23 protein-coding genes are annotated in these 21,756 nt (G+C 64.3%); 17 read left to right on the top strand and 6 right to left on the bottom strand.

Annotation, left to right across the window (positions count from 1 at the left end):
* Positions 1–9: 9 nt before the first annotated feature.
* Positions 10–1,116 (bottom strand): tRNA 2-thiouridine(34) synthase MnmA, encoded by a 1,107-nt coding sequence (mnmA, locus tag L858_RS0107245; RefSeq protein WP_022682489.1) that lies wholly within the window; start codon positions 1,114–1,116, stop codon positions 10–12.
* A 141-nt stretch (positions 1,117–1,257) separates the two neighbouring features.
* Here mnmA and L858_RS0107240 point away from each other — a divergent pair, with 141 nt between their 5' ends.
* From L858_RS0107240 to L858_RS0107230, 3 genes are all read left to right on the top strand, one after another.
* On the top strand, positions 1,258–1,554 hold the full coding sequence (locus L858_RS0107240) for a hypothetical protein (RefSeq protein WP_022682488.1): 297 nt from the start codon (positions 1,258–1,260) through the stop codon (positions 1,552–1,554).
* 109 nt (positions 1,555–1,663) lie between these two features.
* Positions 1,664–1,963 carry a CtrA inhibitor SciP gene (gene sciP, locus L858_RS0107235; protein WP_022682487.1) on the top strand — a complete coding sequence of 100 codons (300 nt, stop codon included), beginning with the start codon at positions 1,664–1,666 and terminating at the stop codon, positions 1,961–1,963.
* Between the two features lie 193 nt (positions 1,964–2,156).
* The gene (locus L858_RS0107230; RefSeq protein WP_022682486.1) at positions 2,157–2,411 is read left to right on the top strand and encodes a GlsB/YeaQ/YmgE family stress response membrane protein; all 255 of its coding nucleotides are present in this window, start codon (positions 2,157–2,159) and stop codon (positions 2,409–2,411) included.
* A gap of 57 nt (positions 2,412–2,468) precedes the next feature.
* On the opposite strand, the gene L858_RS0107225 is transcribed toward L858_RS0107230, so the two are convergent.
* Entirely contained in the window at positions 2,469–2,717 is a 249-nt protein-coding gene (locus L858_RS0107225; RefSeq protein WP_028055901.1) for a GlsB/YeaQ/YmgE family stress response membrane protein, read from the bottom strand.
* Positions 2,718–2,894: 177 nt separating this feature from the next.
* Here L858_RS0107225 and L858_RS0107220 point away from each other — a divergent pair, with 177 nt between their 5' ends.
* From L858_RS0107220 to ribH, 9 genes are all read left to right on the top strand, one after another.
* Complete coding sequence (locus L858_RS0107220; RefSeq protein WP_022682484.1) at positions 2,895–4,058, top strand: efflux RND transporter periplasmic adaptor subunit; 1,164 nt, start codon at positions 2,895–2,897, stop codon at positions 4,056–4,058.
* 55 nt (positions 4,059–4,113) lie between these two features.
* On the top strand, positions 4,114–7,278 hold the full coding sequence (locus L858_RS0107215; protein ID WP_022682483.1) for an efflux RND transporter permease subunit: 3,165 nt from the start codon (positions 4,114–4,116) through the stop codon (positions 7,276–7,278).
* Between the two features lie 57 nt (positions 7,279–7,335).
* On the top strand, positions 7,336–8,598 hold the full coding sequence (locus L858_RS0107210) for a DUF445 domain-containing protein (protein WP_028055900.1): 1,263 nt from the start codon (positions 7,336–7,338) through the stop codon (positions 8,596–8,598).
* A gap of 137 nt (positions 8,599–8,735) precedes the next feature.
* Positions 8,736–9,422 (top strand): energy transducer TonB, encoded by a 687-nt coding sequence (locus L858_RS0107205; protein ID WP_022682481.1) that lies wholly within the window; start codon positions 8,736–8,738, stop codon positions 9,420–9,422.
* Between the two features lie 82 nt (positions 9,423–9,504).
* Positions 9,505–9,960, top strand: coding sequence for a hypothetical protein (locus tag L858_RS0107200; protein ID WP_022682480.1), 456 nt, complete (start codon positions 9,505–9,507; stop codon positions 9,958–9,960).
* Positions 9,957–10,970 (top strand): bifunctional diaminohydroxyphosphoribosylaminopyrimidine deaminase/5-amino-6-(5-phosphoribosylamino)uracil reductase RibD, encoded by a 1,014-nt coding sequence (ribD, locus tag L858_RS0107195; protein ID WP_274518599.1) that lies wholly within the window; start codon positions 9,957–9,959, stop codon positions 10,968–10,970. Before L858_RS0107200 ends, ribD begins: the two co-directional genes overlap by 4 nt.
* Positions 10,971–11,034: 64 nt before the next feature.
* A complete protein-coding gene (locus L858_RS0107190; protein ID WP_022682478.1) occupies positions 11,035–11,649 on the top strand; it encodes a riboflavin synthase in 615 nt (204 codons plus the stop codon).
* A 68-nt stretch (positions 11,650–11,717) separates the two neighbouring features.
* Entirely contained in the window at positions 11,718–13,001 is a 1,284-nt protein-coding gene (ribB, locus tag L858_RS0107185) for a 3,4-dihydroxy-2-butanone-4-phosphate synthase (protein WP_022682477.1), read from the top strand.
* 11 nt (positions 13,002–13,012) lie between these two features.
* A complete protein-coding gene (gene ribH / locus L858_RS0107180; protein ID WP_022682476.1) occupies positions 13,013–13,435 on the top strand; it encodes a 6,7-dimethyl-8-ribityllumazine synthase in 423 nt (140 codons plus the stop codon).
* Between the two features lie 46 nt (positions 13,436–13,481).
* Here ribH and L858_RS0107175 read toward each other — a convergent pair whose 3' ends face one another.
* Positions 13,482–14,564, bottom strand: coding sequence for an alkene reductase (locus L858_RS0107175; protein ID WP_022682475.1), 1,083 nt, complete (start codon positions 14,562–14,564; stop codon positions 13,482–13,484).
* A gap of 154 nt (positions 14,565–14,718) precedes the next feature.
* On the opposite strand from L858_RS0107175, the gene L858_RS0107170 reads away from it, so the two are divergent.
* From L858_RS0107170 to ssb, 4 genes are all read left to right on the top strand, one after another.
* On the top strand, positions 14,719–15,384 hold the full coding sequence (locus L858_RS0107170; RefSeq protein ID WP_022682474.1) for a COQ9 family protein: 666 nt from the start codon (positions 14,719–14,721) through the stop codon (positions 15,382–15,384).
* Between the two features lie 88 nt (positions 15,385–15,472).
* On the top strand, positions 15,473–15,730 hold the full coding sequence (locus tag L858_RS0107165; protein ID WP_028055898.1) for a FeoA family protein: 258 nt from the start codon (positions 15,473–15,475) through the stop codon (positions 15,728–15,730).
* Entirely contained in the window at positions 15,727–17,589 is a 1,863-nt protein-coding gene (feoB, locus tag L858_RS0107160; RefSeq protein ID WP_022682472.1) for a ferrous iron transporter B, read from the top strand. The genes L858_RS0107165 and feoB overlap by 4 nt, the downstream gene beginning before the upstream one ends.
* Before the next feature lie 61 nt (positions 17,590–17,650).
* Entirely contained in the window at positions 17,651–18,247 is a 597-nt protein-coding gene (gene ssb / locus L858_RS0107155; protein WP_022682471.1) for a single-stranded DNA-binding protein, read from the top strand.
* 569 nt (positions 18,248–18,816) lie between these two features.
* On the opposite strand, the gene L858_RS0107150 is transcribed toward ssb, so the two are convergent.
* The 3 genes from L858_RS0107150 to L858_RS21225 all read right to left on the bottom strand — a co-directional run bounded on the left by L858_RS0107150 (position 18,817) and on the right by L858_RS21225 (position 20,599).
* Positions 18,817–19,716 carry a UTP--glucose-1-phosphate uridylyltransferase gene (locus tag L858_RS0107150; RefSeq protein WP_022682469.1) on the bottom strand — a complete coding sequence of 300 codons (900 nt, stop codon included), beginning with the start codon at positions 19,714–19,716 and terminating at the stop codon, positions 18,817–18,819.
* 87 nt (positions 19,717–19,803) lie between these two features.
* Positions 19,804–20,265 carry a hypothetical protein gene (locus L858_RS0107145; RefSeq protein ID WP_022682468.1) on the bottom strand — a complete coding sequence of 154 codons (462 nt, stop codon included), beginning with the start codon at positions 20,263–20,265 and terminating at the stop codon, positions 19,804–19,806.
* Positions 20,266–20,425: 160 nt separating this feature from the next.
* Positions 20,426–20,599 carry a DUF1674 domain-containing protein gene (locus L858_RS21225; protein ID WP_022682467.1) on the bottom strand — a complete coding sequence of 58 codons (174 nt, stop codon included), beginning with the start codon at positions 20,597–20,599 and terminating at the stop codon, positions 20,426–20,428.
* Positions 20,600–20,686: 87 nt separating this feature from the next.
* Here L858_RS21225 and htpX point away from each other — a divergent pair, with 87 nt between their 5' ends.
* Positions 20,687–21,613: a zinc metalloprotease HtpX gene (htpX, locus tag L858_RS0107135; RefSeq protein ID WP_022682466.1), complete on the top strand. Its 927-nt coding sequence runs from the start codon at positions 20,687–20,689 to the stop codon at positions 21,611–21,613.
* Positions 21,614–21,756 lie beyond the last annotated feature (143 nt).

The raw sequence follows: 21,756 nt of genomic DNA, 5'->3' as shown, positions 1-21,756 counted from the left end.
GGACAATATTCATGCCGCCTCCGCCAGCGCCGCCTCGGTCGCCGCGATCCAGCCGCCGCCCAGCACCCGGTCGCCTGCGTAGAGTACCGCCGCCTGCCCTGGCGCGACGCCATATTCCGGCGCGTCGAACAAAAGCCGATCTCCGTCCAGCCGCGCCGGAACCGGCTTCGCCATCGAGCGCACCTTGGCTGTCAGGGGTCCGGAAAAACCGCCGCCCAGCCAGTTGATCTCGCTCAACCGTGCCGCCGACACCGCCAGCGCCGCCTTCGGCCCGACGATCACCCGCCGCCCCTCGGCATCCAGCCGCACGACGTAGAGCGGTTCGGCCTGTCCGCCAATCTCCAGCCCCTTTCGCTGGCCGACGGTGTAGTGGATCATTCCCTTGTGCGTGCCCATGACGCGACCGTCGATATGGACGATCTCGCCCCCTTCGTCGGCATCGGGACGCAGCTTGCGGACGATCTTGGCATAGTCGCCATCGGGCACGAAGCATATGTCCTGGCTGTCCGGTTTCATCGCCACGGAAAGGCCGAGTTCCGCCGCGATCTCGCGCACCTGCGGCTTGGGCAGGCCGCCCAGCGGGAAGCGGAGATAATCGAGTTGCGCCTGCGTGGTGGCGAAAAGGAAATAGCTTTGGTCGCGCGCAGGATCGGCGGCGCGATGCAGCTCCGCGCCCCCGACTCCTTTAACGCGGCGGACATAATGGCCGGTGGCGAGACAATCCGCTCCCAGATCGCGTGCAATCTGGAACAGATCGGTGAACTTCACCCCCATATTGCATTTGACGCAGGGAATGGGTGTGCGCCCGGCCATATATTCGTCGGCGAAATCGGCGATCACCGAATCGCGAAAGCGGCTTTCATAATCAAAAACATAGTGGGCAATGCCGATCCGGTCGGCGACCGCTCGCGCGTCACGGATGTCCTGTCCCGCGCAGCAGCTGCCGGTGCGGCCCACCGCCGCGCCATGATCGTAAAGCTGAAGCGTCACGCCGATGGTTTCAGCGCCCGTGCGCGCGGCCAGCGCGGCGACCACGCTCGAGTCCACGCCGCCCGACATGGCGACGACGATCCGCCGCGCATCGAGCGGCTCGGCAAGCTGGAACTGGGGCTGCATGGGCGCGCATATAGTCGCGCGCGCGCCGACGTTCCAGCAAGGAATGCTTGGCAGGACCCGGCTGCCCTGTTTGCCGCAACAATATACTCAAATTGGGGACGAGTTTACCGGACCTTATCCTTTCGCCCGTAGAAGCCCTGCATGGACTTCGGTTTTCTTCGGACAGGCGGGCTCAAACCCGGCCTTGTCAGGCCTGCGGGTCGGCCTCGCGTGCCGGTCTGGGCGTTGCTGCGAGCGGCATCTGCCGCGGCGCAGGCGGCCAGCCCCACCGCGCAGGCGGTCGCGGGCGTCCTGCGGGGGCAGGAAGAGGAAGGCGACTGGGTTCAGGAACTGGCCGATATTCTCGCGCCCCGTTCCGGCGGTGGCATCGACGCCGAAGCTCTCGCGGGGAGCTTTAACCCGTTGGTCGCAAACCGATTAAGGGTGGGGAAAGGATGATGAAGGGGGCGTTTACCGTGGCGCTTTAGCCCCTGTTCAGGGCTTGCGCCGCAGACAGTCCGCACTGCTGAAAATCGGCAACGCCAGATGCCGCTTATTGAGGGTGATAATGATCGAAAACCAGAAAATCCGGCCAGCTCAGGTCGTCGGGCCGCTCGGGGAACCCCTTACCCTGGAGAGTTTGCCCCCGGCCGATACCACGCGCTGGGTTGTCCGGCGCAAGGCGGAAGTCGTCGCGGCCGTGAACGGCGGGCTGCTGACCGTGGATGAGGCCTGCGCGCGCTATTCGCTGACGCTGGAAGAATTCGCCAGCTGGCAGCGGGCGGTCGACCGCTCGGGCATGCACGGCCTGCGCGTCACGCGAATTCAGTATTACAAGTCGCTCTACGAACGGCAGCAGAAATATTGATGGGTCGCCGGCGGGACGACCTGTCCCGCCACAGAGATGAAAGGGGCCGCCGGATCTGGCATCCGGCGGCCCCTTTCTGTAATCTGCGCGCTCTCCTTGCGCCCGATGATTCACCTATGAGGGAACGCAAAGCCCCGTTCGCCGTTGAACACTCAGCCGACCCGGAAGGGGATATGGTCCAAGGAGAGTAAAAATGGGCATCATTTTGTGGCTTGTCGTCGGAGGCATCATCGGCTGGCTCGCCAGCATGGTCATGCGTACCGATGCGCAGCAGGGCATTCTTCTGAACATCGTCGTCGGCATCGTCGGCGCGTTCATTGGCGGCCTGATTTTCAGCGGCGGTTCGATCAACGACGGCCTGACCCTCTACAGCTTCCTCGTGTCGCTGGTGGGTGCGATCGTCCTTCTCGCGATCGTCAACCTGGTGCGTCGCGGCTCGGTCCGCTAAATAGTTTTCTATCTCAAAAGGGCTGCGCCCCGACGGGCGTGGCCCTTTTTCGTGTCTTCAGCGGCGGCCGGCGAAAAAGCGGTAGATGACCAGCACGCCAACCGATCCGAGCACCGCGGCGATGAAACCGGCCGTCTCGCCCGGCCCGTAAATGCCCAGCAGCCGTCCAAGATAACCCGCCAGCAATGCGCCGGCGATGCCCAGCAGGATGGTGACCACGCAGCCGCCGGGATCGCGGCCGGGCATCACCAGCCGCGCGATCGCGCCCGCAAACAGGCCCAGTATGATCCAGCCGAGCAATTCCATGTCGCGCACCCCTCCACCCTTTCACCTAAGTTATATATAGCGCCAAGTCGGATGGCATTGGCAATTCCGGGGACGATATTTCGCGGCCTCATCACATGAGATATAGGGGATTGAGGATAGTGATCTATTCATATAATACAGCACGGCCTGCGGCATAGGGCGAAAGATGGATTCAGGATGAACTACGAAACCCCGCTCATCGGAGACGCTCCGGCCGACATGCTCGACGACAGATCTGCGAAGCGGCGGCGTGTGCTGGTGATCGCTGCCATGGTCGCAATCGTCCTGATCCTGCTCGCCCTGTGGATCAGCATGCGGGGTGACGGCGCGCGGCCAGCCGCTGCCGCGCAGGTGCCGGTGGTAACCGTGATCTCTCCCGGCCAGTCGGTCGTCGCGCATCAGATCAACGCCACCGGCTCGCTTGCTGCACGCGTGGAGATGCCGGTCGGCGTGGTCGGAGAAGGCGGCGCGGTCACGCGCGTCCTCGTTCAGCCGGGCGACTGGGTTCGTGCGGGGCAGATCCTGGCGGTAATCGAGCGGTCCGTGCAGACCGAGCAGATCCGCTCGCTCGCGGCCCAGGTGGAGGCGAACCGCGCCGATGCGAAGCTCGCCCAGGCGCAGTTGGACAGAGCGAAGGCGCTCGTGTCGCGCGGTTTCATCAGCCAGGCCGACATCGACCAGCGGACCGCCACGCGCGATGCCGCCAAGGCGCGCGTCAACATCGCCGCCGCTCAGCTGGCCGAGCAGCGCGCCCGCACTGGCCGACTGGACATACGCGCGCCCGCCGCAGGGCTGGTGCTTACCCGTGACGTCGAGCCGGGCCAGATCGTCGCGGCCGGCAGCGGCATCCTGTTCCGCATGGCGAAGGACGGGGCGATGGAGATGCTGGCGCAGGTCAGCGAAGGCGACCTTGCAGCGCTCAGCACGGGGAACAGCGCCACCGTCACGCCGGTGGGAGGGAAGGCGCAGTTCACCGGACGGATTTGGCAGCTTTCCCCGGTCATTGACGCGCAGAACCGTCAGGGCATCGCGCGCATCGCCTTGGCGTATAATCCTGCCATCCGTCCCGGCGGCTTCGCTTCGGCCACCATCGTGAGCGGCACCCGTTCCGCGCCGATGCTCCCGGAATCGGCGGTGCAGAGCGATGAGAAGGGCAATTATGTCTACCTCATCAACAGCCGCAACGAGGTTGAACGGCGTGCGGTAACCGTCGGCCAAGTTTCCGACCAAGGCGTGTCGATCATGGGCGGTATCAGCGGCATTGAACGCATCGTCGCTTCGGCCGGCGCGTTCCTGACGCCGGGCGAGAAGGTCAAGCCGGTGGCGCGGACGACGAGCTGAGCAGATCGGCGCGGGACCGGCCGATGCGCCGGATCGCAGGGCAAGGAAGGCCAATATGAGTTTCCGCAACATCTCCGCATGGGCAATCCGCAACCCGGTGCCGCCGATCGTGCTGTTCGTGGCTCTGCTGCTGGCGGGCGTGGTCAGCTTCTGGCGGATGGACATCAACCAGAATCCCGACATCAGCTTTCCGATGGCGCAGGTCATCGTGCTCCAGCCGGGCGCGGCGCCGACAGAGCTGGAAACACAGGTGACCCAGCGCATCGAAGCAGCGGTGCGCGGCATCAGCGGCGTCGATGAGATCACATCCGTGGTGTCGGAAGGACAGTCGCTGACGAACGTCCAGTTCCAGATCGGAACGCCCGTCGATCGTGCCGTCAACGATGTGAAGAACGCCGTCGACCAGATCCGCAGCGACCTTCCTGAAGGCATTTTGGAACCCCAGGTCAGCCGCGTCGACATCGACGGCGGCCCCATTGCCTATTTCAGTGCCGAAGCCACCGACATGACGCTGGAGGAGCTGTCCTGGTATGTCGACAATACCGTAGCGAAACGCCTGCTGGCGGTGCCCGGCATGGCGGCGGTGAAGCGCGGCGGCGGGGTCACCCGCGAAATCCGCGTCATCCTGGACCCGGTCAAGCTGCAATCCCACGGCGTTACTGCGGCGCAGGTCAACCAACAGCTACAGCAGGTGAACCTGAACGCTGCGGGCGGGCGCACGGAAATCGCCGGCGCCGAACAGTCGATCCGGGTGCTGGGCAACGCCAAGGACGCCTATTCGCTCGGCCAGTCGCAGATCGCCCTTCCCGGCGGCCGCACGGTCAAGCTCGCCGATCTTGCCGATGTCCGCGACATGTATGCCGAACAGCGCTCTCTCTCGCTGATGAACGGGCGGCAGGTAACCAGCTTCAGCATGGAAAAGGCCAAGGGGTCGTCCGACGTCACCGTCTTCGAAGAGGCGACGAAGGTGCTGGACCAGTTGAGGAAGGAAAATCCCAAGGTCCAGTATAAGCAGCTCTTCACCAGCGTCGAATATACCAAGGGCCAATATCATTCGGCCATGCAGGCAATGATAGAGGGCGCCGTGCTGGCGGTCGTCATCGTTTTCCTGTTCCTGCGCGACTGGCGTGCGACGCTGATATCCGCGCTCGCTATCCCGCTGTCCGCGATCCCGGCCTTCTGGTTCATGGATATGATGGGCTTCACGCTCAACAACATCTCGCTGCTGGCGCTCAGCCTGGTGGCAGGTGTGCTGGTCGACGACGCGATCGTGGAGATCGAGAATATCGTCCGCCACATGCGAATGGGCAAGAGTGCCTATCAGGCCTCGATTGACGCCGCCGATGAGATCGGACTGGCCGTGCTGGCGACCACCATGGCGATCGTCGCGGTGTTCCTGCCCGTCGCGCTGATGCCGGGCATTTCAGGCCAGTTCTTCATCCAGTTCGGTATGACCGTGGTGATCGCGGTGCTGCTCAGCCTGGCGGTTGCGCGCCTGATAACCCCGATGATCGCGGCCTATTTCCTTAAGGCGCATGGACAGGAAAGCCATGGCGAAGGCTGGCTGATGGACGTCTATATGGACGTGCTGCGCTGGTCGCTCGATGAACGGCGGGCAATGGCCCATCGCGCACGCGGCGGCTCGGCTCGTTTGACAGCCTGGCTGCGGGATCATCGCCTTTGGACGGCCGGCATGGGTTTCCTGGCCCTGCTCGCGACGATCGGCGCCTTCGCAACCTTGCCCATGTCGTTCCAGCCGACCATCGATACCGATTTCAGCCAGGTGAAGATCGAGACGGTGCCGGGCAGCACGTTGGAACAGACGACCGCGATCACGCGGAAGGTCGCGGACATGCTGGCGTCGGACAAGGATTTTGTCGACGCCGCCTTTGCTGACATCGAGCCGACCGGAGCCAGCATCTATCTGACGCTGCGGAAGGATCGTCCGACTTCCTCGGTCGTCTGGGAGCGCAAGATGGCACCCCAATTCCAGCAGGTTGCGGATGCGAGGGTGAATTTCCAGTCGCAATCGGGCGGCGGGTTCGGCCGCGACATCACCATCATGTTCGGCAGCGACAATCCCCAACTGCTCGAGCAGACCGCCAACAAGCTGCTCAAGGAGATGACGCAAGTTCATGAGATCAGGGCGCCTCGCGTGCAGGGCGACATGAGCCGGCCGGAAATCCTTATCAAGCCGCGCTTCGATCTTGCCGCCAGCATGGGTGTGACCACCGCGGCGCTCAGCCAGACGATCCGCGTCGCGACGATCGGTGACATAGACCAGAACAGCGCCAAATTCTCGCTATCGGACCGTCAGATTCCCATCCGCGTCGCCCTGGCGGAAAACAGCCGCAAGGATATCGCCACAGTCGAGAATATGCCGGTGCCTACGGTCAGTGGCGGCTCCGTTCCGCTGAAAGTCGTCGCCGACATCAGCTTTGGCGCGGGTCCGACGCAGCTGCGCCGCTATAATCAGATCCGCCGCATCGTCGTGGACGCGGATCTTGCACCGGGCGTCGTCATGAGCGAGGCGATGAAGAAGATCGAGGCGCTGCCAACGATGAAGGCCGTCGCAGCCGGCAAGGTGGTGGGCGTAGAGAAGCTCAACACCGGCGAGAGCAAGTGGCAGGCGGAGATGATCCTGAATTTCGCTATCGCCGTGATTTCCGGCATCCTGCTGGTGCTGGCGGTCCTCACCCTGCTCTACCAACGGCTGATGCCGCCCTTCGTCAACCTGGGATCGCTGCTGCTCGCGCCGCTGGGCGGGGCGCTCGCGCTGCACCTTACCGGCAACCCTGTGTCGATGCCGGTCTTGATCGGCTTGCTGATGCTTCTCGGCATCGTCTGCAAGAACTCCATCCTTGTCATCGATTTCGCACTGGAGGAAATCCAGAAGGGGGTGCCGAAATTCGACGCGATCGTGGACGCCGGCCACAAACGCGCCCAGCCTATCGTCATGACCACCGTGGCGATGATCGCAGGCATGGTGCCCACCGCCCTGTCGCTGAGCGGCGACAGCGCGTGGCGATCCCCCATGGGCATCACGGTGATCGGGGGGCTGTTGCTTTCTACCCTGTTGACCCTGGTAATCGTGCCCGCGACCTTCAGCCTGGCGCTGGGCGTCGAGGAGTGGGTTGGGCCGCGCCTCAGCCGGCGGCTGCTCACCTATCGTCCGGGCGATGACGCCGCACATGCGGGGGTTACGCAGCCAGCAGAATAGGAAGCGCGAAAAGAAGCACTTGCCTGAACGAAACGGCGGCGTAACCGTTTGTCGGCCATGAAGCTGCTTTCCGTGCCTCGGCCCAACGATCCCGCCGCCCGCCCCGCGCAGCGCATGCGGCTCGTGGCGACGGGCATGCTGATCCTGATGGCGCTGCTGTTTCTGGCGGCGCGGGCGACGGTCGATCTGCATCCCGCGATCGGGTTCGTTCAGGCCTTTGCGGAGGCGGCGATGGTCGGCGGGCTGGCCGACTGGTTCGCGGTCACCGCCCTGTTCCGCCATCCGCTGGGCCTCCCCATACCGCACACGGCGATCATCCCGCGCAACAAGGATCGGATCGGGGACACGCTGGCTTTGTTCCTGCGCGACAATTTCCTCACCCCCGCCGTCGTCGCACGCCGGATGCAGCGGCTGGACGTTGCCGGCGCCGCCGGCCGCTTCCTTGCCAGCCCCTCTGGCGGCGACGAGCGCCTGCGCGAAGGTGCGTCCCGGCTCGCCGCCGACCTGCTCGCAGCTCTGGATCAGGAGCAGCTGGGCGGCATGGTAAAGGGGGCTATTGCGCAGCGCTTGCGGGCCATGAACCTGGCCCCGCTGATCGGTCAGGCGATCGAGGCAGCGATGCGCGACGGGCGGCATGCCCCGCTAATGGACGGCATCATCCTTTGGGTCGACCGCACGCTGGAGGCCAACGACCATCTCATCCGCCAGATGGTGCACGAGAGGGCGGGCAAGATCCTGCGCTGGACGGGCCTGGACGAGAGTCTGTCCAACGCCATCATCGACGGGCTGCGCCGGTTGCTCACCGAGATGGCCGCCGACCCCCAGCATAGTCTGCGGCTGAAAGCCGAGGAAGGCATGGCAAAGCTTGCCGCCGACCTGCAGTCCGACCCGCACATGCAGGCGCGAATCGCCCGCGTCCGCGATGAAATCATCGACAATCCGGCGATGCAGAACTGGATCGACGGGCTGTGGGAACAAGCTCGCAGCGGCCTGCTGCGCGCGGTCCGCGACCCCGGCAAGGCGATGGCCGGGCGCTTCGGCGAGGCGCTGAAGCAGTTGGGCGGCACATTGCAGGACAATCAGCGGCTGCGGCTGCTGATCAACCGTTTCGCGCGCCGCGCTGCCGTTGGCGCGACCGCGAGCTATGGCGACTCCATCGTCACCCTGGTCAGCGAGACGGTGCGCGGATGGGATGCCAGCACCGTCACCAGCCGGCTGGAAAATGCAGTCGGCCGCGACCTTCAATATATCCGCGTCAACGGCACGCTGGTCGGCGGGCTCGTCGGCCTTGCCATCCACGCCATCGACACGCTGCTTTAGTCATCAGCTGACGACAGAAGAAACGCCCATTTACCGCCCACCTCATGTCTGAAGTTTAATGTTGCAACATATCATCTAATTATGTTGTAACATACCATTCGCTCCCGAAGAGGGGCTATGTGGAAGGAGGATGCACGATGCACTGGATGCGTACCGCACAAGGTGAAATGGTTTCCGGCTATCGCGGCGGCAGCCGTTCTCCGCTGGGCGTGGGAGGAACGATCGCGGTTCACGCCCTGCTGGTGGGAGGCTTTCTGCTGATCCCGAAGGAAGTGATTCAGACTTTCACCGAAAAGCCCTTCACCACCTATGCCGTTGAGGAAAGCGCACCGCCGCCGCCCGAACCCATGCCGCCCGAAACCGACAGCAAGAAACCGCCGGTCGACCGCCCGCAACCCACAACCCTGGCTGATCCGCTGGTGGTTCTGCCCCGCACGGGCGACGCGCTCGATATCGACCCCGGTCCGATTACGGGCAGCGGCCCCGCGGCCGATCCGCTGCCTGAGACCATCGTTGCGCCGCCACCGCTGCCCGTGCTGATCCCTGCGGCGATCGACCCACACGCGCTGACGAGCTTCCAACCAGATTATCCTGCCGCCATGATCCGGCAGCAGATGGAGGGCAAGGTGACGGTGCGCGTCACCATCGGTGCCAATGGCCGCGTCGCGGATATCGAGAAATTGTCTGCGACCGACGAAGCCTTCTGGCAGGCAACGCGTCGCCATGCGCTGCGCCAATGGCGCTTCCGGCCGGCGACTCGGGACGGGCTGGCGGTCAGCAGCAGCCAGGTACTGACCGTCCACTTTACCCTGACAGATCGTTGATTTGGCGGGAAAGGGCCGGATGCTCATATAAGGCAGCAACGCCGCTTTTGCATCCGGCCCTGCCATCGCCTATATCTGCGCCATGGCGATCTTTCCCCGTCCCGTCTCTCCCAAAAACGCGCTCAGCGACCTTTGGGACTATTTTCGGCAGAACCGGCCGCACAAATGGCCCCTGCTGGGGCTTTCAATGGCGCTGACCTGGCTGATCATGTGGGTGTTCGTCATCGACGCCAACACCAATACCATGCCAACGCGCAACAAGATCATTTATGTGCAGAGCTGGGATGCGAACCGGTCGGACGCAGCCATTATCCTCCAGCAGAAAATTGACCTCGCCAAGCAGGAATCGGCGCTGAAGAAAAAGCAGAAGCAGATGCAGGGCTGGGCCGACGCCTTCGGCATCGATTGGCGTGAGGAAGAAGCGCGCAACAGCGCCCGGCGCAAGGAAGCGCTGAAAGAGATCAACGCACAGCTTGATGCGCGGCTCGCCCATGCGGAGGGCAAGGACAAAGCGGCGGCGGGAGCGCGCCAACCCTGACCGCCCGATCGAAAGCACCAAAGCCTGCCGCCGATCCTACCACTGACCGGCGCTTCATGGCTGCCGCCATCGCCCTGTCGGAACGCGGCCGCGGCCTTTCTACCCCCAACCCCAATGTCGGCTGCCTGATCGTCAGGGATGGCCGCATCGTCGGACGAGGCTGGACACAAAAGGGCGGCCGGCCCCATGCCGAATCCCAGGCCCTCGATCAGGCGCTGGACTGGGCGCGGGGCGCGACTGCCTATGTGACGCTGGAACCCTGCTTCCACCTTTCTCCGCGCGGGCCGCGCTGCGCCAATCTTATGGCGCGCGCGGGTATAAGCCGCGTCGTCATCGCGCTGCGCGATCCCGATCCCCGCACCGACGGGCAGGGCGCCGCCTTCCTGCGCGAGCATGGATTGAAGGTCGAAATGGGGCTCATGGCTGAAGATGCTGCCGTCGCGATGCGCGGCTTCGTCCTGCGCCAGACGCTTGGCCGGCCCGCCGTAACGTTGAAGCTCGGCTTGTCGCTCGATGGCCGAATAGCGCTGGCCGACGGATCGAGCCGCTGGATCACGGGGGAGGCTGCGCGCGCCCATGCCCATGTAGAGCGCGCCCGGCATGATGCGATTTTGGTGGGTGGCGGAACACTGCGCGCCGATGCGCCGCGTCTGGATGTCCGGCTGCCGGGCCTCGCGGATCGCTCCCCGCGCAAATTGCTGCTCAGCCGGAACGATCCGCCCGAAGGCTGGGAAAGAATTGCCCACCCCGAAGATATCGCGTCGCTAGACCATGTCGATCATCTACTGGTGGAAGGCGGAGCGGACACTGCGGCCGCTTTCCTGCGCGCCGACCTGGTCGATCGTCTGCTGCTCTATCGCGCGCCGATCCTGATCGGCGCGGGACTGGCCGGGATCGGCGACATCGGCCTTACCGATCTTGCTGAGGCGCATGGCCGCTGGCGGCTCAGTGACGAGCGTAAGCTCGGGGACGACCGGCTGGAGGTTTACGATCGGGTGCGGAGCGCCTAGATCACCGCCAGACATTATGCCGTTCGCCGACAGCGAACGCAGGCAACGGGGCTCAGACAGGACCATGTTCACCGGCATCATCACTGACATCGGCACCATCCGCAGCCACGAGCAGCGCGGCGACCTGCGCCTTGTCATCGGCTGCGGCTATGAAATGGAGACGGTCGCGATCGGCGCGTCGATCGCTTGTTCCGGTGCCTGCCTGACCGTCGTGGAAAAGGGGGACGACTGGTTCGCGGTCGATCTGTCGGCGGAAACCGTGGCGCGCACCGCGCCTGGTCTTTGGAGCCAGGATGGTCGGCTCAACCTTGAACGCGCGCTCAAGGTTGGCGACGAACTGGGCGGCCATATCGTCACCGGCCATGTCGACGGCATCGGCACGCTCGTGTCGGCCACGTCGGAAGGCGATTCAGTCCGGCTGGTCATCGCGGCGCCCGCTGCGCTCGCCCCGGCACTCGCGGCCAAGGGTTCGATCACTGTCGATGGCGTATCGCTGACCGTCAACGCGGTGGAGGATCAGCCAGAGGGCAGCGTCCACTTCGGACTCAACATCATTCCCCATACCGCCGAAGCGACGACTCTCGACCAGTTGACCGTCGGCCGCAGCTTCAACCTGGAGATTGACGTTCTCGCCCGCTATCTCGACCGTATGCAGAGCCTGCGTACGCGCCCGATGTGAATGGGGCTTGCTAAAATCACATTGCAGTGTGATAGCCAACTCACCTTTGCAGGGCCGGAGCTGATCCCATGTCTTCCTCTCTTATCGATACCGTTCGCTCTCTCGTGACCGATGGGGGCATGTCCCGGTCGGGCCTCGCCCGTGCAGCCGGCCTTCACGCCAATTCGCTGCGCCGCCTGGGTGACAGCGACTGGAACCCGACTGCCGATACGCTGGGCAAGCTGGAAACCTATATTCTGAAACGCGAAGGCGGCACCGCGCTGGCCTCTCCGGAAGAGATCATCAACGAGGCCCGAAACGGCCGCATGTTCATTCTGGTCGATGACGAGGATCGTGAGAATGAGGGTGATCTGGTCATCCCCGCGCAGATGGCGACGCCCGACGCGATCAACTTCATGGCGACCCATGGACGCGGCTTGATCTGCCTCGCTCTGACGAAGGACCGGGTGGAGCATCTGGGGCTCGACCTCATGAGCCGCAACAACGGCACGCGGCATGAAACCGCCTTTACCGTGTCGATCGAGGCGCGCGAAGGCGTCACCACCGGCATCAGTGCGGCCGACCGCGCGCGCACCATCTCCGTGGCGATCGATGGATCGAAGGGCCGCGACGATATCGTCACGCCCGGCCATGTCTTTCCGCTGGTGGCGCGTGACGGCGGCGTGCTCGTCCGCACCGGCCATACGGAGGCGGCGGTGGATGTGGCTCGCCTGGCCGGCCTCAATCCTTCCGGCGTCATCTGCGAGGTGATGAAGGATGACGGTACGATGGCGCGCCTCGACGACCTCATCCCCTTCGCGCAGAAGCACAAGATGAAGATCGGCACGATCCGCGACCTCATCGCCTATCGCCGCCGCCATGACCATATGGTCGAGCGCCGTGCCGAAGCCACCTTCAACAGCCGCTGGGGCGGCGACTGGAGGGCGCTCAGCTTCTTCAACAAGGCGACCCAGACCGAGCAGCTGGTGCTGCAGAAGGGCCATGTCGTTCCGGACGAACCGACGCTGGTCCGCATGCACCAGTTGTCGCTGCTGGACGATGTCTATGGCGCCACCAGCGAGCGCACCGGACTGCTCTCCCGATCGATGGAGATCATCGCGGAGCATGGAAGCGGCGTCATCGTCGTCTTGACCTATCCGGCGCCGGGAGACTTTGTCAGCGCCATTTTGCGCCGTCATGCCGGACAGTCGGGGTCGGGCATGGACGAATTGCGCGACTATGGCGTCGGCGCGCAGATTCTGGCCGAATTGGGCGTGCACGATATGATCCTGCTTACCAATTCACATCACAGCCTGATCGCGCTTGACGGCTATGACCTCGCCGTGGTTGGGCAACGCGCCATCGAGCTTTAAGGGGAACCGACATGGCTAAATTCCTGATCGTCGAGGCGCGCTTCTACGACCATCTGAACGACCTTCTGATTGAGGGCGCGGTGAGCGCGCTGGAGGACGAAGGGCATAAACATGAGGTGGTCACGGTGCCCGGCGCGCTGGAAATCCCCGGCGCGGTCGCGCTGGCGGCGGAAACGGGCCGCTATGACGGCTTCATCGCGATCGGCGTCGTGATCCGCGGCGAAACTTATCATTTCGAGGTCGTCTCGAACGAGAGCGCGCGGGGCCTCATGGCACTCAGCATGGACGGCATACCGATCGGCAATGGCATTTTAACCGTAGAGAATGAGGCCCAGGCGCTGACCCGCGCCCGCCGCACCGAAAAGGACAAGGGCGGCGAGGCGGCGAAGGCGGCGATGGCGATGCTCAGCCTGCGCGAGAAATTCGCCGCCTGACCTATCGGAAAAAGGGCCGCCCTCCGAAAGAGCGGCCCTTCGTCTATCACGCCGCTGCGTTCAGCGCCGGATAGTCGACATAGCCGTCAGCGCCTTGCGTATAAAAGCTGGCCTCATGCGGCGTGTTGAGCGGCGCGCCGGCAGACAAGCGATCCGGCAGATCCGGATTGGCGATGAAGGGCCGACCAAAGCTGATCGCCTGCGCCAGGCCGCTGTCGAGGTCGGCCTGTGCGCTGTCCGCATCATAGTCGCTATTGAGCACCAGCGGCCCGCTGAAATGCTGGCGGATGAGCGGCGACTGGCGGGGCACGTCGCTCGCCCCTCGCGTCCCGTTCGGCTTGAGTTCACGCAGTTCGACAAAGGCGAGGCCGATCGGTTCGAGCGCCTGCGCCACCGCCAGCGACAGGGCAGCAGGATCGCTATCGTCGGTTCCCTGCGATCCGCCATTCAGTGAAAGGCGCACCGCCGTGCGGTCGGCGCCGATCGCGTCCGCCACCGCCTGCGTGATTTCGCGCAGCAAGCGCACGCGGTTGCGCGGGCTGCCGCCATAGGCATCCTCGCGCTGGTTGACGCCGTCGCGGAGAAACTCGTCGATCAAATAGCCGTTGGCGGCATGGATCTGCACCCCGTCGAAGCCCGCTTCCCGCGCATTATGCGCCGCCGTCACATAGGTCTGGACGAGCGCCGGTATTTCTTCGACCGCCAGCGCGCGCGGCGTTTCATATTCGCGATTGCCCTCATACGTATGGGCATGGCCGGGCGCGGCGATGGGGCTGGAGGACACGGGTTGCTCGCCCGTGACGCTGGAATGAACGAGCCGGCCCATATGCCAGAGCTGCGCGAAGATGCGCCCGCCCGCTTCATGCACGGCAGTGGTCACAGGCTTCCACGCCGCCACCTGCTCGGCCGACCATATGCCCGCCGCGTAGGGCCAGCCCAGCCCCTGCTGCGAAACGCCGATTCCTTCGCTGATGATCAGCCCTGCGGACGCGCGCTGCCCATAATAGTCGGCCATGATCGGGGTGGGCACATGATCGCGGGTCGCGCGTGCACGGGTGAGCGGCGCCATCAGCACGCGGTTTGGCGCGGTCACGGCACCAAGCTGAACGGGATCGAAGAGGCTGGACATGAAGGCTCCCTTATATGCAATCAGTTTTCAATTGAAACTATGTTCGTTGCTGCACCCAACTAGGTATCAGCGCCTGCCCGTTCAACCCCCGTGGCGCGATAAACCTGTCAGGCTGAAGCTTGTGCGCTCATGGGGGGGGAACTAGATAGGCTCGATGACCCCGACGCATGAAGACATGACACTGGACGAAGTGCGCGCCGCGCTCGGCCCGATCCTCCCCCGCCATGCGGCGTTCGACGGCTGGCGTGACGAAGCGGTGACGATGGCCGCGGCAGAATGCAGCATCGATGCTGATATCGCGCGGCTCGCCTTTGCAGGCGGTGCCCTGACGATGATCGACGCGTGGTTTGCCAGTATCGACACCCGCATGACGGCGGCGCTTCCGCCCGAACAGCTCGCCGCCATGCCGATCCGCCGACGCATCACCGATCTCGTCGAGGCGCGGCTCAAGCTGCTCGCTCGTGACCGGGAGGCGCTGCGCCGGGCGCAGGCCGTGCTCGCCATGCCCCAAAACGCCCTCCATGGCGCTCGACTGGGTTGGCGTGCGGCCGATGTCATGTGGAGAGCGGCGGGGGACACCTCCACCGACCTCAACCATTATAGCAAGCGCCTGACGCTCGCGGGCGTTTATGCCGCGACCCTGCTCGTCTTCGTCGATGATGAGAGCGATCATCAGGAGGAAACTCACGCTTTCCTCGCACGCCGGATCGAGGGGATCATGCGCTTCGAACGCGCCAAGGCCAGATGGAAGGGCGCTGGAGGCGGCGAGCGGCTCAGCCTTGCGCGTTTCATCGGAAGGCTTCGCTACCCGGCGATATGATCTGCCGCCGGGGCAAGGCGAATCAGACTCGCTTTTTGCAATCGGTATTGATAGTCACTCGCAGAAGCTTTCGACGAGTGAATTGCCCTTGCGCCTGACTGATCTGCCGTTGCGCCAGCCCGCCTATGTGGACCTGATCGACTGGAATGCCCTGTCCACATCGGATGGGCAGCGTCTGCGCGAGTTCGGTCTTTGCGAGGGCGCGGTGGTCGAGGCGCTGCATCATGGCGGGCTGCTCGGCCGTGGTCCCATCGCGTGCAAGGTCGGCCGCATGACGGTCGCCATGCGCCGCAACCATGCCGCGGCCATCACCGTCCGGCCCGGAGCGCGGGACGGCAGGGCATGAGCACATTGCCGCTGGTCGCGCTGGTCGGCAACCCCAATGCCGGCAAGAGCGCCCTGTTCAACGCGCTGACGGGCGCGCGGCAGAAGCTTGGTAACTATCCCGGCGTCACCGTGGAGCGCAAGGCGGGCCGCCTGCCCCTCTCGGATGGACGGCCGATCGAACTGGTCGACCTGCCCGGCACCTACAGCCTCAATCCCACCAGCCCGGACGAGCAGGTCACGCGCGACGTCGTGCTCGGCCGGCAGCACGGCGAGCGGCTGCCCGACGCGCTGGTGGTGGTGGTCGATGCCTCCAATCTCGACAACCATCTTCGCTTCGCGCTGGAACTGATCGCGCTTGGTCGGCCCACCGTGGTCGCGCTCAACATGGTCGATCTCGCCGCGCGCGATGGTCTGGAACTGGACCCGGAAGCGCTCGCGCGGGAACTGGGCGTTCCGGTGATTTCCACTGTTGCGGTGCGCAAGCGGGGGCTGGACACGCTGCGCACCGAACTGGAAGCGATGCTCGATGGCGCACCCTCCCGCCAGCGTCCACCCGCCGCGCCGGAGGCGTTCGACAGGCTTCGCGGCGAAGCCCGCCGGATTGCGCGCGCCGCTATCGTCCGGGAAACGCCTTCCCGCCGTCTCACCGCCGTGGTGGATCGGGTGGCGCTGCATCCGGTTTCCGGCCTTGCGCTGCTGCTCGCCCTGCTCTTCATCATGTTCCAGGCGGTCTATGCCTGGTCGGAAGCGCCGATTGCGATGATCGAGGGACTGGCGCAGGCCGCCAGCGATGCCGCCACCCAAGCGCTGCCCGATGGCCTGCTGCGTTCCTTCCTCGTCGATGGCGTCATCAACGGCGTGGGATCGGTCGTCGTCTTCCTGCCGCAGATCCTGATCCTCTTCTCCTTCATCCTGATGCTGGAGGCGACCGGCTATATGGTCCGCGCCGCCTTCCTTATGGACGGGCTGATGGCTCGCGTGGGTTTGTCAGGCCGCGCCTTCATCCCGCTGCTCTCTTCCTTCGCGTGCGCGGTGCCCGGGATCATGGCAACGCGCACCATCGCCGATCCCAAGGACCGGCTGACCACGATCCTGATCGCGCCGCTGATGACCTGCTCGGCGCGGCTGCCGGTCTATGCCGTGATCATCGGCGCCTTCATTCCGGCACGCGACGTGGGGCTCGGGATCGGGCTTCAGGGCCTGGTCCTCTTCTGCCTCTATGTCGCCGGGATCATCGGCGCGATGATGGCGGCGCTGGTTTTGCGGCTGACCGTCACCAAGGGCGCCAGTGGCGGCTTCCTCATGGAAATGCCGAAATATCAGTGGCCCCGTCCGCAGGACATTGCGCTGGGCCTATGGCAGCGCGCCGTCATCTTCCTGAAGCGCGCCGGCACCATCATCTTCACATCGACCGTTATCCTGTGGCTACTGCTTTCCTTCCCGAAGGCGCCGGCGGACAGCGGCATCAGCCAGGTCAATTATTCGGTGGCGGGGCGCATCGCCAACGGATTGAACGTCGTGCTCGAGCCGATCGGCTTCAATCGCGACATCAGCCTCGCGCTGATCCCGGCCATGGCCGCGCGCGAGGTTGCCGTCTCGGCGCTGGCGACGGTCTATTCGCTCGACGCCGACGAGGATGAGGCGAAGCTGGAGCGCAGCCTTGGCGATCGGCTCAAGGACAACTGGCCGCTGCCCACCGCTCTTGCCTTCCTCGCCTGGTTCGTCTTCGCGCCCCAGTGCATCTCCACCATTGCGGTGACACGCAGGGAAACCAACGGGTGGAAATGGCCGCTGTTCATGATCGGCTATCTTTTCGCCCTTGCCTATGTCGCGGCGGGCCTGACCTACTGGACGGCGACCGCGCTAGGCTTGGGATAGCTTTCACCTAGACGGTGAAAGCGGGGGGCTTATAAGGACCTCCTGATTCATCGGAGGAAACATGGCGGGCTCTGTCAACAAGGTCATTCTGGTCGGCAATCTGGGCGCGGACCCGGAAGTGAAGAGCTTCCAGAATGGCGGCAAGGTGTGCAACCTGCGCATCGCCACGTCCGAAAGCTGGAAGGACCGCATGTCGGGCGAGCGCAAGGAGCGCACCGAATGGCACACGGTCGCGATCTTTTCCGAAGGTCTGGCCGGCGTTGCGGAGCGCTTCCTCCGCAAGGGCAGCAAGGTCTATCTGGAAGGCCAGTTGCGCACCCGCAAATGGCAGGACCAGTCGGGCAACGACCGCTACACGACCGAAGTCGTGCTGCAAGGGCCGAGCGCGGTACTGACCATGCTGGACGGCGCGCCGGGCGGCGGCGGTCAGGGCGGCGGCTATGGCGGCGGCGGCGGCGGCCGCTCCCAGCAGGGCGTCAGCGACTGGGGCGCGAGTTCCGGCGGCTTCGGCGGCGGCAACGACTATGACGACTTCGGCAGCGGTGGCGGCGGCGGCTTTGGTGGTGGCAGCGGTGGCGGGCGCTCGCAAGGTGGGGGCCGGGGCAGCGCTGGCGGACCCAATTTCGACAATGATCTGGATGACGAAGTGCCGTTCTGAGCAGGGCTGCATCGTGGAATTGCTGAAAGGCGGCATCCTAGGGGGTGCCGCCTTTTTTATTGACCTCGGACGCATCCGATCCGGCGATTAAAGCCGGAAAAAAGGCAGATTTCCGCCGAAGTTCACACTGTATGCGCGCGCGTGCCTGGGCGCGCGTGTGCGAGGGGGCGTAAGCTGTCGGACGTTTCAAAGAGGGATGCGGGATAAACCGGCCGGAGTGAAATAGGACAGGTGAATATCGCGCTCTGTCGGAAAAATAGAATGTTTTCGGAGGGACATGTGACCATTGGGGCATGATCCTTGGAGGGCTCGATCGCCGACCTCAGTGCTGGGAAAGGGTCTGACGTCGACCAATTGCGGACCCAAGGCAACCATCACCCCGGGCTGGACCCGGGGTCCCGCTGCCTTGGGTCGAGCTCGGCCTTGGAAGAAAGCGGGACCCCGGATCAAGTCCGGGGTGACGAAGAAGAGAAGGTCCGCTAACCACTCTCACGAGCCATCGACCCATAGTGGGGGACACAAAAAGGCGGCCCGGCATAGACCGGACCGCCTTCCTTCGTGAACGACAATCAGGCCGCAGCGGCGATCGTGGTGATGCCCAGTTCCGACATAGCGAACTCGCGGATATGTTCGCCCAGATCCTCGCGCTCCAGCGCCAGCGCCAGATTGGCTTCGATATAGCCCGCCTTGGAGCCGCAGTCGAAGCGGCGGCCGTCGAAGGTGACGCCGTGGAAGGGCTGCTGGCCGATCATCGACGCCATCGCGTCGGTCAGCTGGATTTCTCCGCCGGCGCCCTTTTCCTGCGTTTCGAGGATCTTCATCACCTCCGGCTGGAGGATGTAGCGGCCTGGGAGGATCAGGTTGGAGGGCGCCGTGCCCGGGGCAGGCTTTTCCACCAGGCCCTTCACCTCGGTCAGCGCGCCGTCGCGCTTGCCCGGATCGATCACGCCATAGCTCGGCGTCTCGGCCATAGGCACTTCAAGGGCGCAGACCAGATTGCCGCCGACCTTGTCATAGGCCTCGACCATTTGCTTGAGGCATCCCCGGCCCGGGGCTCCTTTCATGAATTCGTCGGGGAGCAGGATGGCGAAGGGTTCGTCGCCCACGATGTCGCGCGCGCACCAGATGGCGTGACCCAGGCCCAGCGGCTCCTGCTGGCGCAGGAAGACCGCGTTACCGGGCAAAAGGCGCGTACCATCCAGCGCGGAGAGGTCCTTGCCGCGCTCGCGCTGGGTGGCTTCGGCCTCGAACGCCATGTCGAAATAATCCTCGATCGCGCCCTTGCCGCGGCCGGTGACGAAGATCATCTGCTCGATCCCCGCCTCCCGCGCTTCATCGACCGCATATTGAATCAGCGGACGATCGACGACAGGCAGCAGTTCCTTGGGAACCGACTTTGTCGCGGGCAGAAAGCGCGTACCGAGGCCTGCAACAGGGAAAACGGCTTTGCGGATGGGTTTGTAGGACATGAGGCTCCTATTTTGCTCGCGAAGGCGCAGGGGAAGGCTTCGCCTCCCCCGGCATAAAGATCAAGCGTGGAAGATTACCTAACCCGTTCAGACAGCCAGCAGGCGCTGCGCTATCACTTCGAGGGAGGCAATTTCCGCGTCAAGCTGCTCAAGCGAGACATGCGTCATGTTGTTCCGCGCATCGCGGCATGTAAAGCCGCCGGGCGCGGGCTGCTGAAAGCCGCCGATGATGAGCGACCGGAAACGGTCGATCCTCTGCATGTCGCGCTCGATATCCGAAATTTCCATGAGTGCGTCCGCGTTGCGGCGGTCACGCATGGCAACCATGGTTCGCAGTTCCGTCATCAACTTGGTCATGCCGGGACGGGTGCGCGCTCCCACCACGCGCACGTCGCCCATGGCTTCGCGCATCATGCCGATCTTCGCCTCCAGGCTCTGTTCCAGCATGGTCCAGCCACAGACCAGACGACCCACTGCGCACAGGAGCGCCGCATCCTCCGGCGCATAATCCTGCACTGACCTCACATTGATCTCAGCAACCACGTTCATTGTATCTGCGCCCCGAATTCTCTTTTCCGCTCAGGGCGAACCTGCCCGTTTTGCAGCGCAGAAGGCTAGGGTGACGGGCGACACCCCTCGCATCATCAGCACAGGCCATCGCGAGACGTGCCGAAATAGCGATGAAGCGTTAACCCTAATGGGCGGCACATCAAAAATCGATAGCGATTCCCTTGCGTTCCCAGTCCCCGTAGCGGACCGGGCTCATCTCCTCATCATGGGTGGAAGGCTTGTCCAGCGGATCGGGTTCCGGAACCGGCGGGCTCTTGGAAAGATGCTCGGGCGGCTTCACATGCGCAGGGCGCTTGCCGTTGTAGGTTCCCATTGCTTGTCCTTTCGATTGCGGGCGCGCGGCGATCACCCCATATTCATTCCTGCCCGGCTAATTGGGTCGCAAAGGAGATTTGTGCAAGTGAGCGGAATGAAGACCATGATGCTGCTGTCGGCGCTGACCGCGCTGTTCATGGCATTGGGTTACACATTGGGCGGCAGCGGCGGCGCGGTAATCGCGCTGCTGGTGGCGGCGGGCATGAACCTTTTCACCTTCTGGAATGCCGACAAGATCGTGCTGTCGATGCACAATGCACGGGAAGTCGATGACGAAAGTGCGCCGGAATTCTACCAGCTTGTCGCTGAACTGGCGGAGCGGGCCCGCCTGCCCATGCCGCGCGTCTACCTGATCGACGAGCCGCATCCCAATGCCTTCGCCACCGGGCGCGATCCCGATCATGCCGCCGTCGCCGCGACCACCGGCCTGCTCTCCATGCTGAGCAGGGAGGAAGTCGCGGGCGTAATGGCGCATGAACTCGGCCATGTGCGTAACCGCGACACCTTGATCATGACGATGGTGGCGACCATTGCCGGCGCCATTTCGATGCTCGCCAATTTCGGCCTGTTCTTCCGCGGCAATAATGAGGAGGGCGGCCACGGCAACATCGCCGCCAGCCTGCTCGCGGTGATCGTCGCCCCCTTTGCCGCGATGATCGTGCAGATGGCGATCAGCCGCACGCGCGAATATGGCGCCGACGCCGCCGGGGCCGAGATCAGCGGCAATCCCCGCGCGCTCGCCTCTGCGCTCGCCAAGATTTCCGGCAAGGCGGAGATGATCCCCAACCCGGTCGCCGCGCGCAATCCGGCCGCTGCCCAGCTCTATATCGTGCCGGTGCATGTGAGCGAGATTTTCTCCACCCACCCGGCGACGGAGAAGCGCATTGCGGCCTTGGAGGATCTTGCGCTGGCCATGGGTGGGGCGGCGCTGCCTCAGCGCGCCTCCGCGTTGTCGCCTGCGACACCAAAGTCGCGCAAGTCGAGCGCGCTTGATCCGCTTCGCCGGAACTAGCGCCTTGCGCTCCTGCGCAGGCAGGAGCCTGGTTCTCAGGTGGCCCTTGACGATCGAGAGCGGGACTGGGTTCCTGCCTTTGCAGCGACAGCGCTGTGCTTGGGGGGAGAGGGAGCGAAGAAAGGTTACTTTCCGACGCGATT

This window comes from Sphingobium bisphenolivorans, from assembly GCF_000412635.1.
Lineage (GTDB): Bacteria > Pseudomonadota > Alphaproteobacteria > Sphingomonadales > Sphingomonadaceae > Sphingobium > Sphingobium bisphenolivorans.
This window is presented reverse-complemented; position numbering and strand designations above follow the sequence as displayed.

Excerpts from the sequence above, each read along its gene's own strand:
- mnmA (WP_022682489.1), bottom strand. The coding sequence starts at position 1,116 with ATGCAGCCCCAGTTCCAGCTTGCCGAGCCGCTCGATGCGCGGCGGATC.
- L858_RS0107240 (WP_022682488.1), top strand. The coding sequence starts at position 1,258 with ATGGACTTCGGTTTTCTTCGGACAGGCGGGCTCAAACCCGGCCTTGTC.
- sciP (WP_022682487.1), top strand. The coding sequence starts at position 1,664 with ATGATCGAAAACCAGAAAATCCGGCCAGCTCAGGTCGTCGGGCCGCTC.
- L858_RS0107230 (WP_022682486.1), top strand. The coding sequence starts at position 2,157 with ATGGGCATCATTTTGTGGCTTGTCGTCGGAGGCATCATCGGCTGGCTC.
- L858_RS0107225 (WP_028055901.1), bottom strand. The coding sequence starts at position 2,717 with ATGGAATTGCTCGGCTGGATCATACTGGGCCTGTTTGCGGGCGCGATC.
- L858_RS0107220 (WP_022682484.1), top strand. The coding sequence starts at position 2,895 with ATGAACTACGAAACCCCGCTCATCGGAGACGCTCCGGCCGACATGCTC.
- L858_RS0107215 (WP_022682483.1), top strand. The coding sequence starts at position 4,114 with ATGAGTTTCCGCAACATCTCCGCATGGGCAATCCGCAACCCGGTGCCG.
- L858_RS0107210 (WP_028055900.1), top strand. The coding sequence starts at position 7,336 with ATGAAGCTGCTTTCCGTGCCTCGGCCCAACGATCCCGCCGCCCGCCCC.
- L858_RS0107205 (WP_022682481.1), top strand. The coding sequence starts at position 8,736 with ATGCACTGGATGCGTACCGCACAAGGTGAAATGGTTTCCGGCTATCGC.
- L858_RS0107200 (WP_022682480.1), top strand. The coding sequence starts at position 9,505 with ATGGCGATCTTTCCCCGTCCCGTCTCTCCCAAAAACGCGCTCAGCGAC.
- L858_RS0107190 (WP_022682478.1), top strand. The coding sequence starts at position 11,035 with ATGTTCACCGGCATCATCACTGACATCGGCACCATCCGCAGCCACGAG.
- ribB (WP_022682477.1), top strand. The coding sequence starts at position 11,718 with ATGTCTTCCTCTCTTATCGATACCGTTCGCTCTCTCGTGACCGATGGG.
- ribH (WP_022682476.1), top strand. The coding sequence starts at position 13,013 with ATGGCTAAATTCCTGATCGTCGAGGCGCGCTTCTACGACCATCTGAAC.
- L858_RS0107175 (WP_022682475.1), bottom strand. The coding sequence starts at position 14,564 with ATGTCCAGCCTCTTCGATCCCGTTCAGCTTGGTGCCGTGACCGCGCCA.
- L858_RS0107170 (WP_022682474.1), top strand. The coding sequence starts at position 14,719 with ATGACCCCGACGCATGAAGACATGACACTGGACGAAGTGCGCGCCGCG.
- feoB (WP_022682472.1), top strand. The coding sequence starts at position 15,727 with ATGAGCACATTGCCGCTGGTCGCGCTGGTCGGCAACCCCAATGCCGGC.
- ssb (WP_022682471.1), top strand. The coding sequence starts at position 17,651 with ATGGCGGGCTCTGTCAACAAGGTCATTCTGGTCGGCAATCTGGGCGCG.
- L858_RS0107150 (WP_022682469.1), bottom strand. The coding sequence starts at position 19,716 with ATGTCCTACAAACCCATCCGCAAAGCCGTTTTCCCTGTTGCAGGCCTC.
- L858_RS0107145 (WP_022682468.1), bottom strand. The coding sequence starts at position 20,265 with ATGAACGTGGTTGCTGAGATCAATGTGAGGTCAGTGCAGGATTATGCG.
- L858_RS21225 (WP_022682467.1), bottom strand. The coding sequence starts at position 20,599 with ATGGGAACCTACAACGGCAAGCGCCCTGCGCATGTGAAGCCGCCCGAG.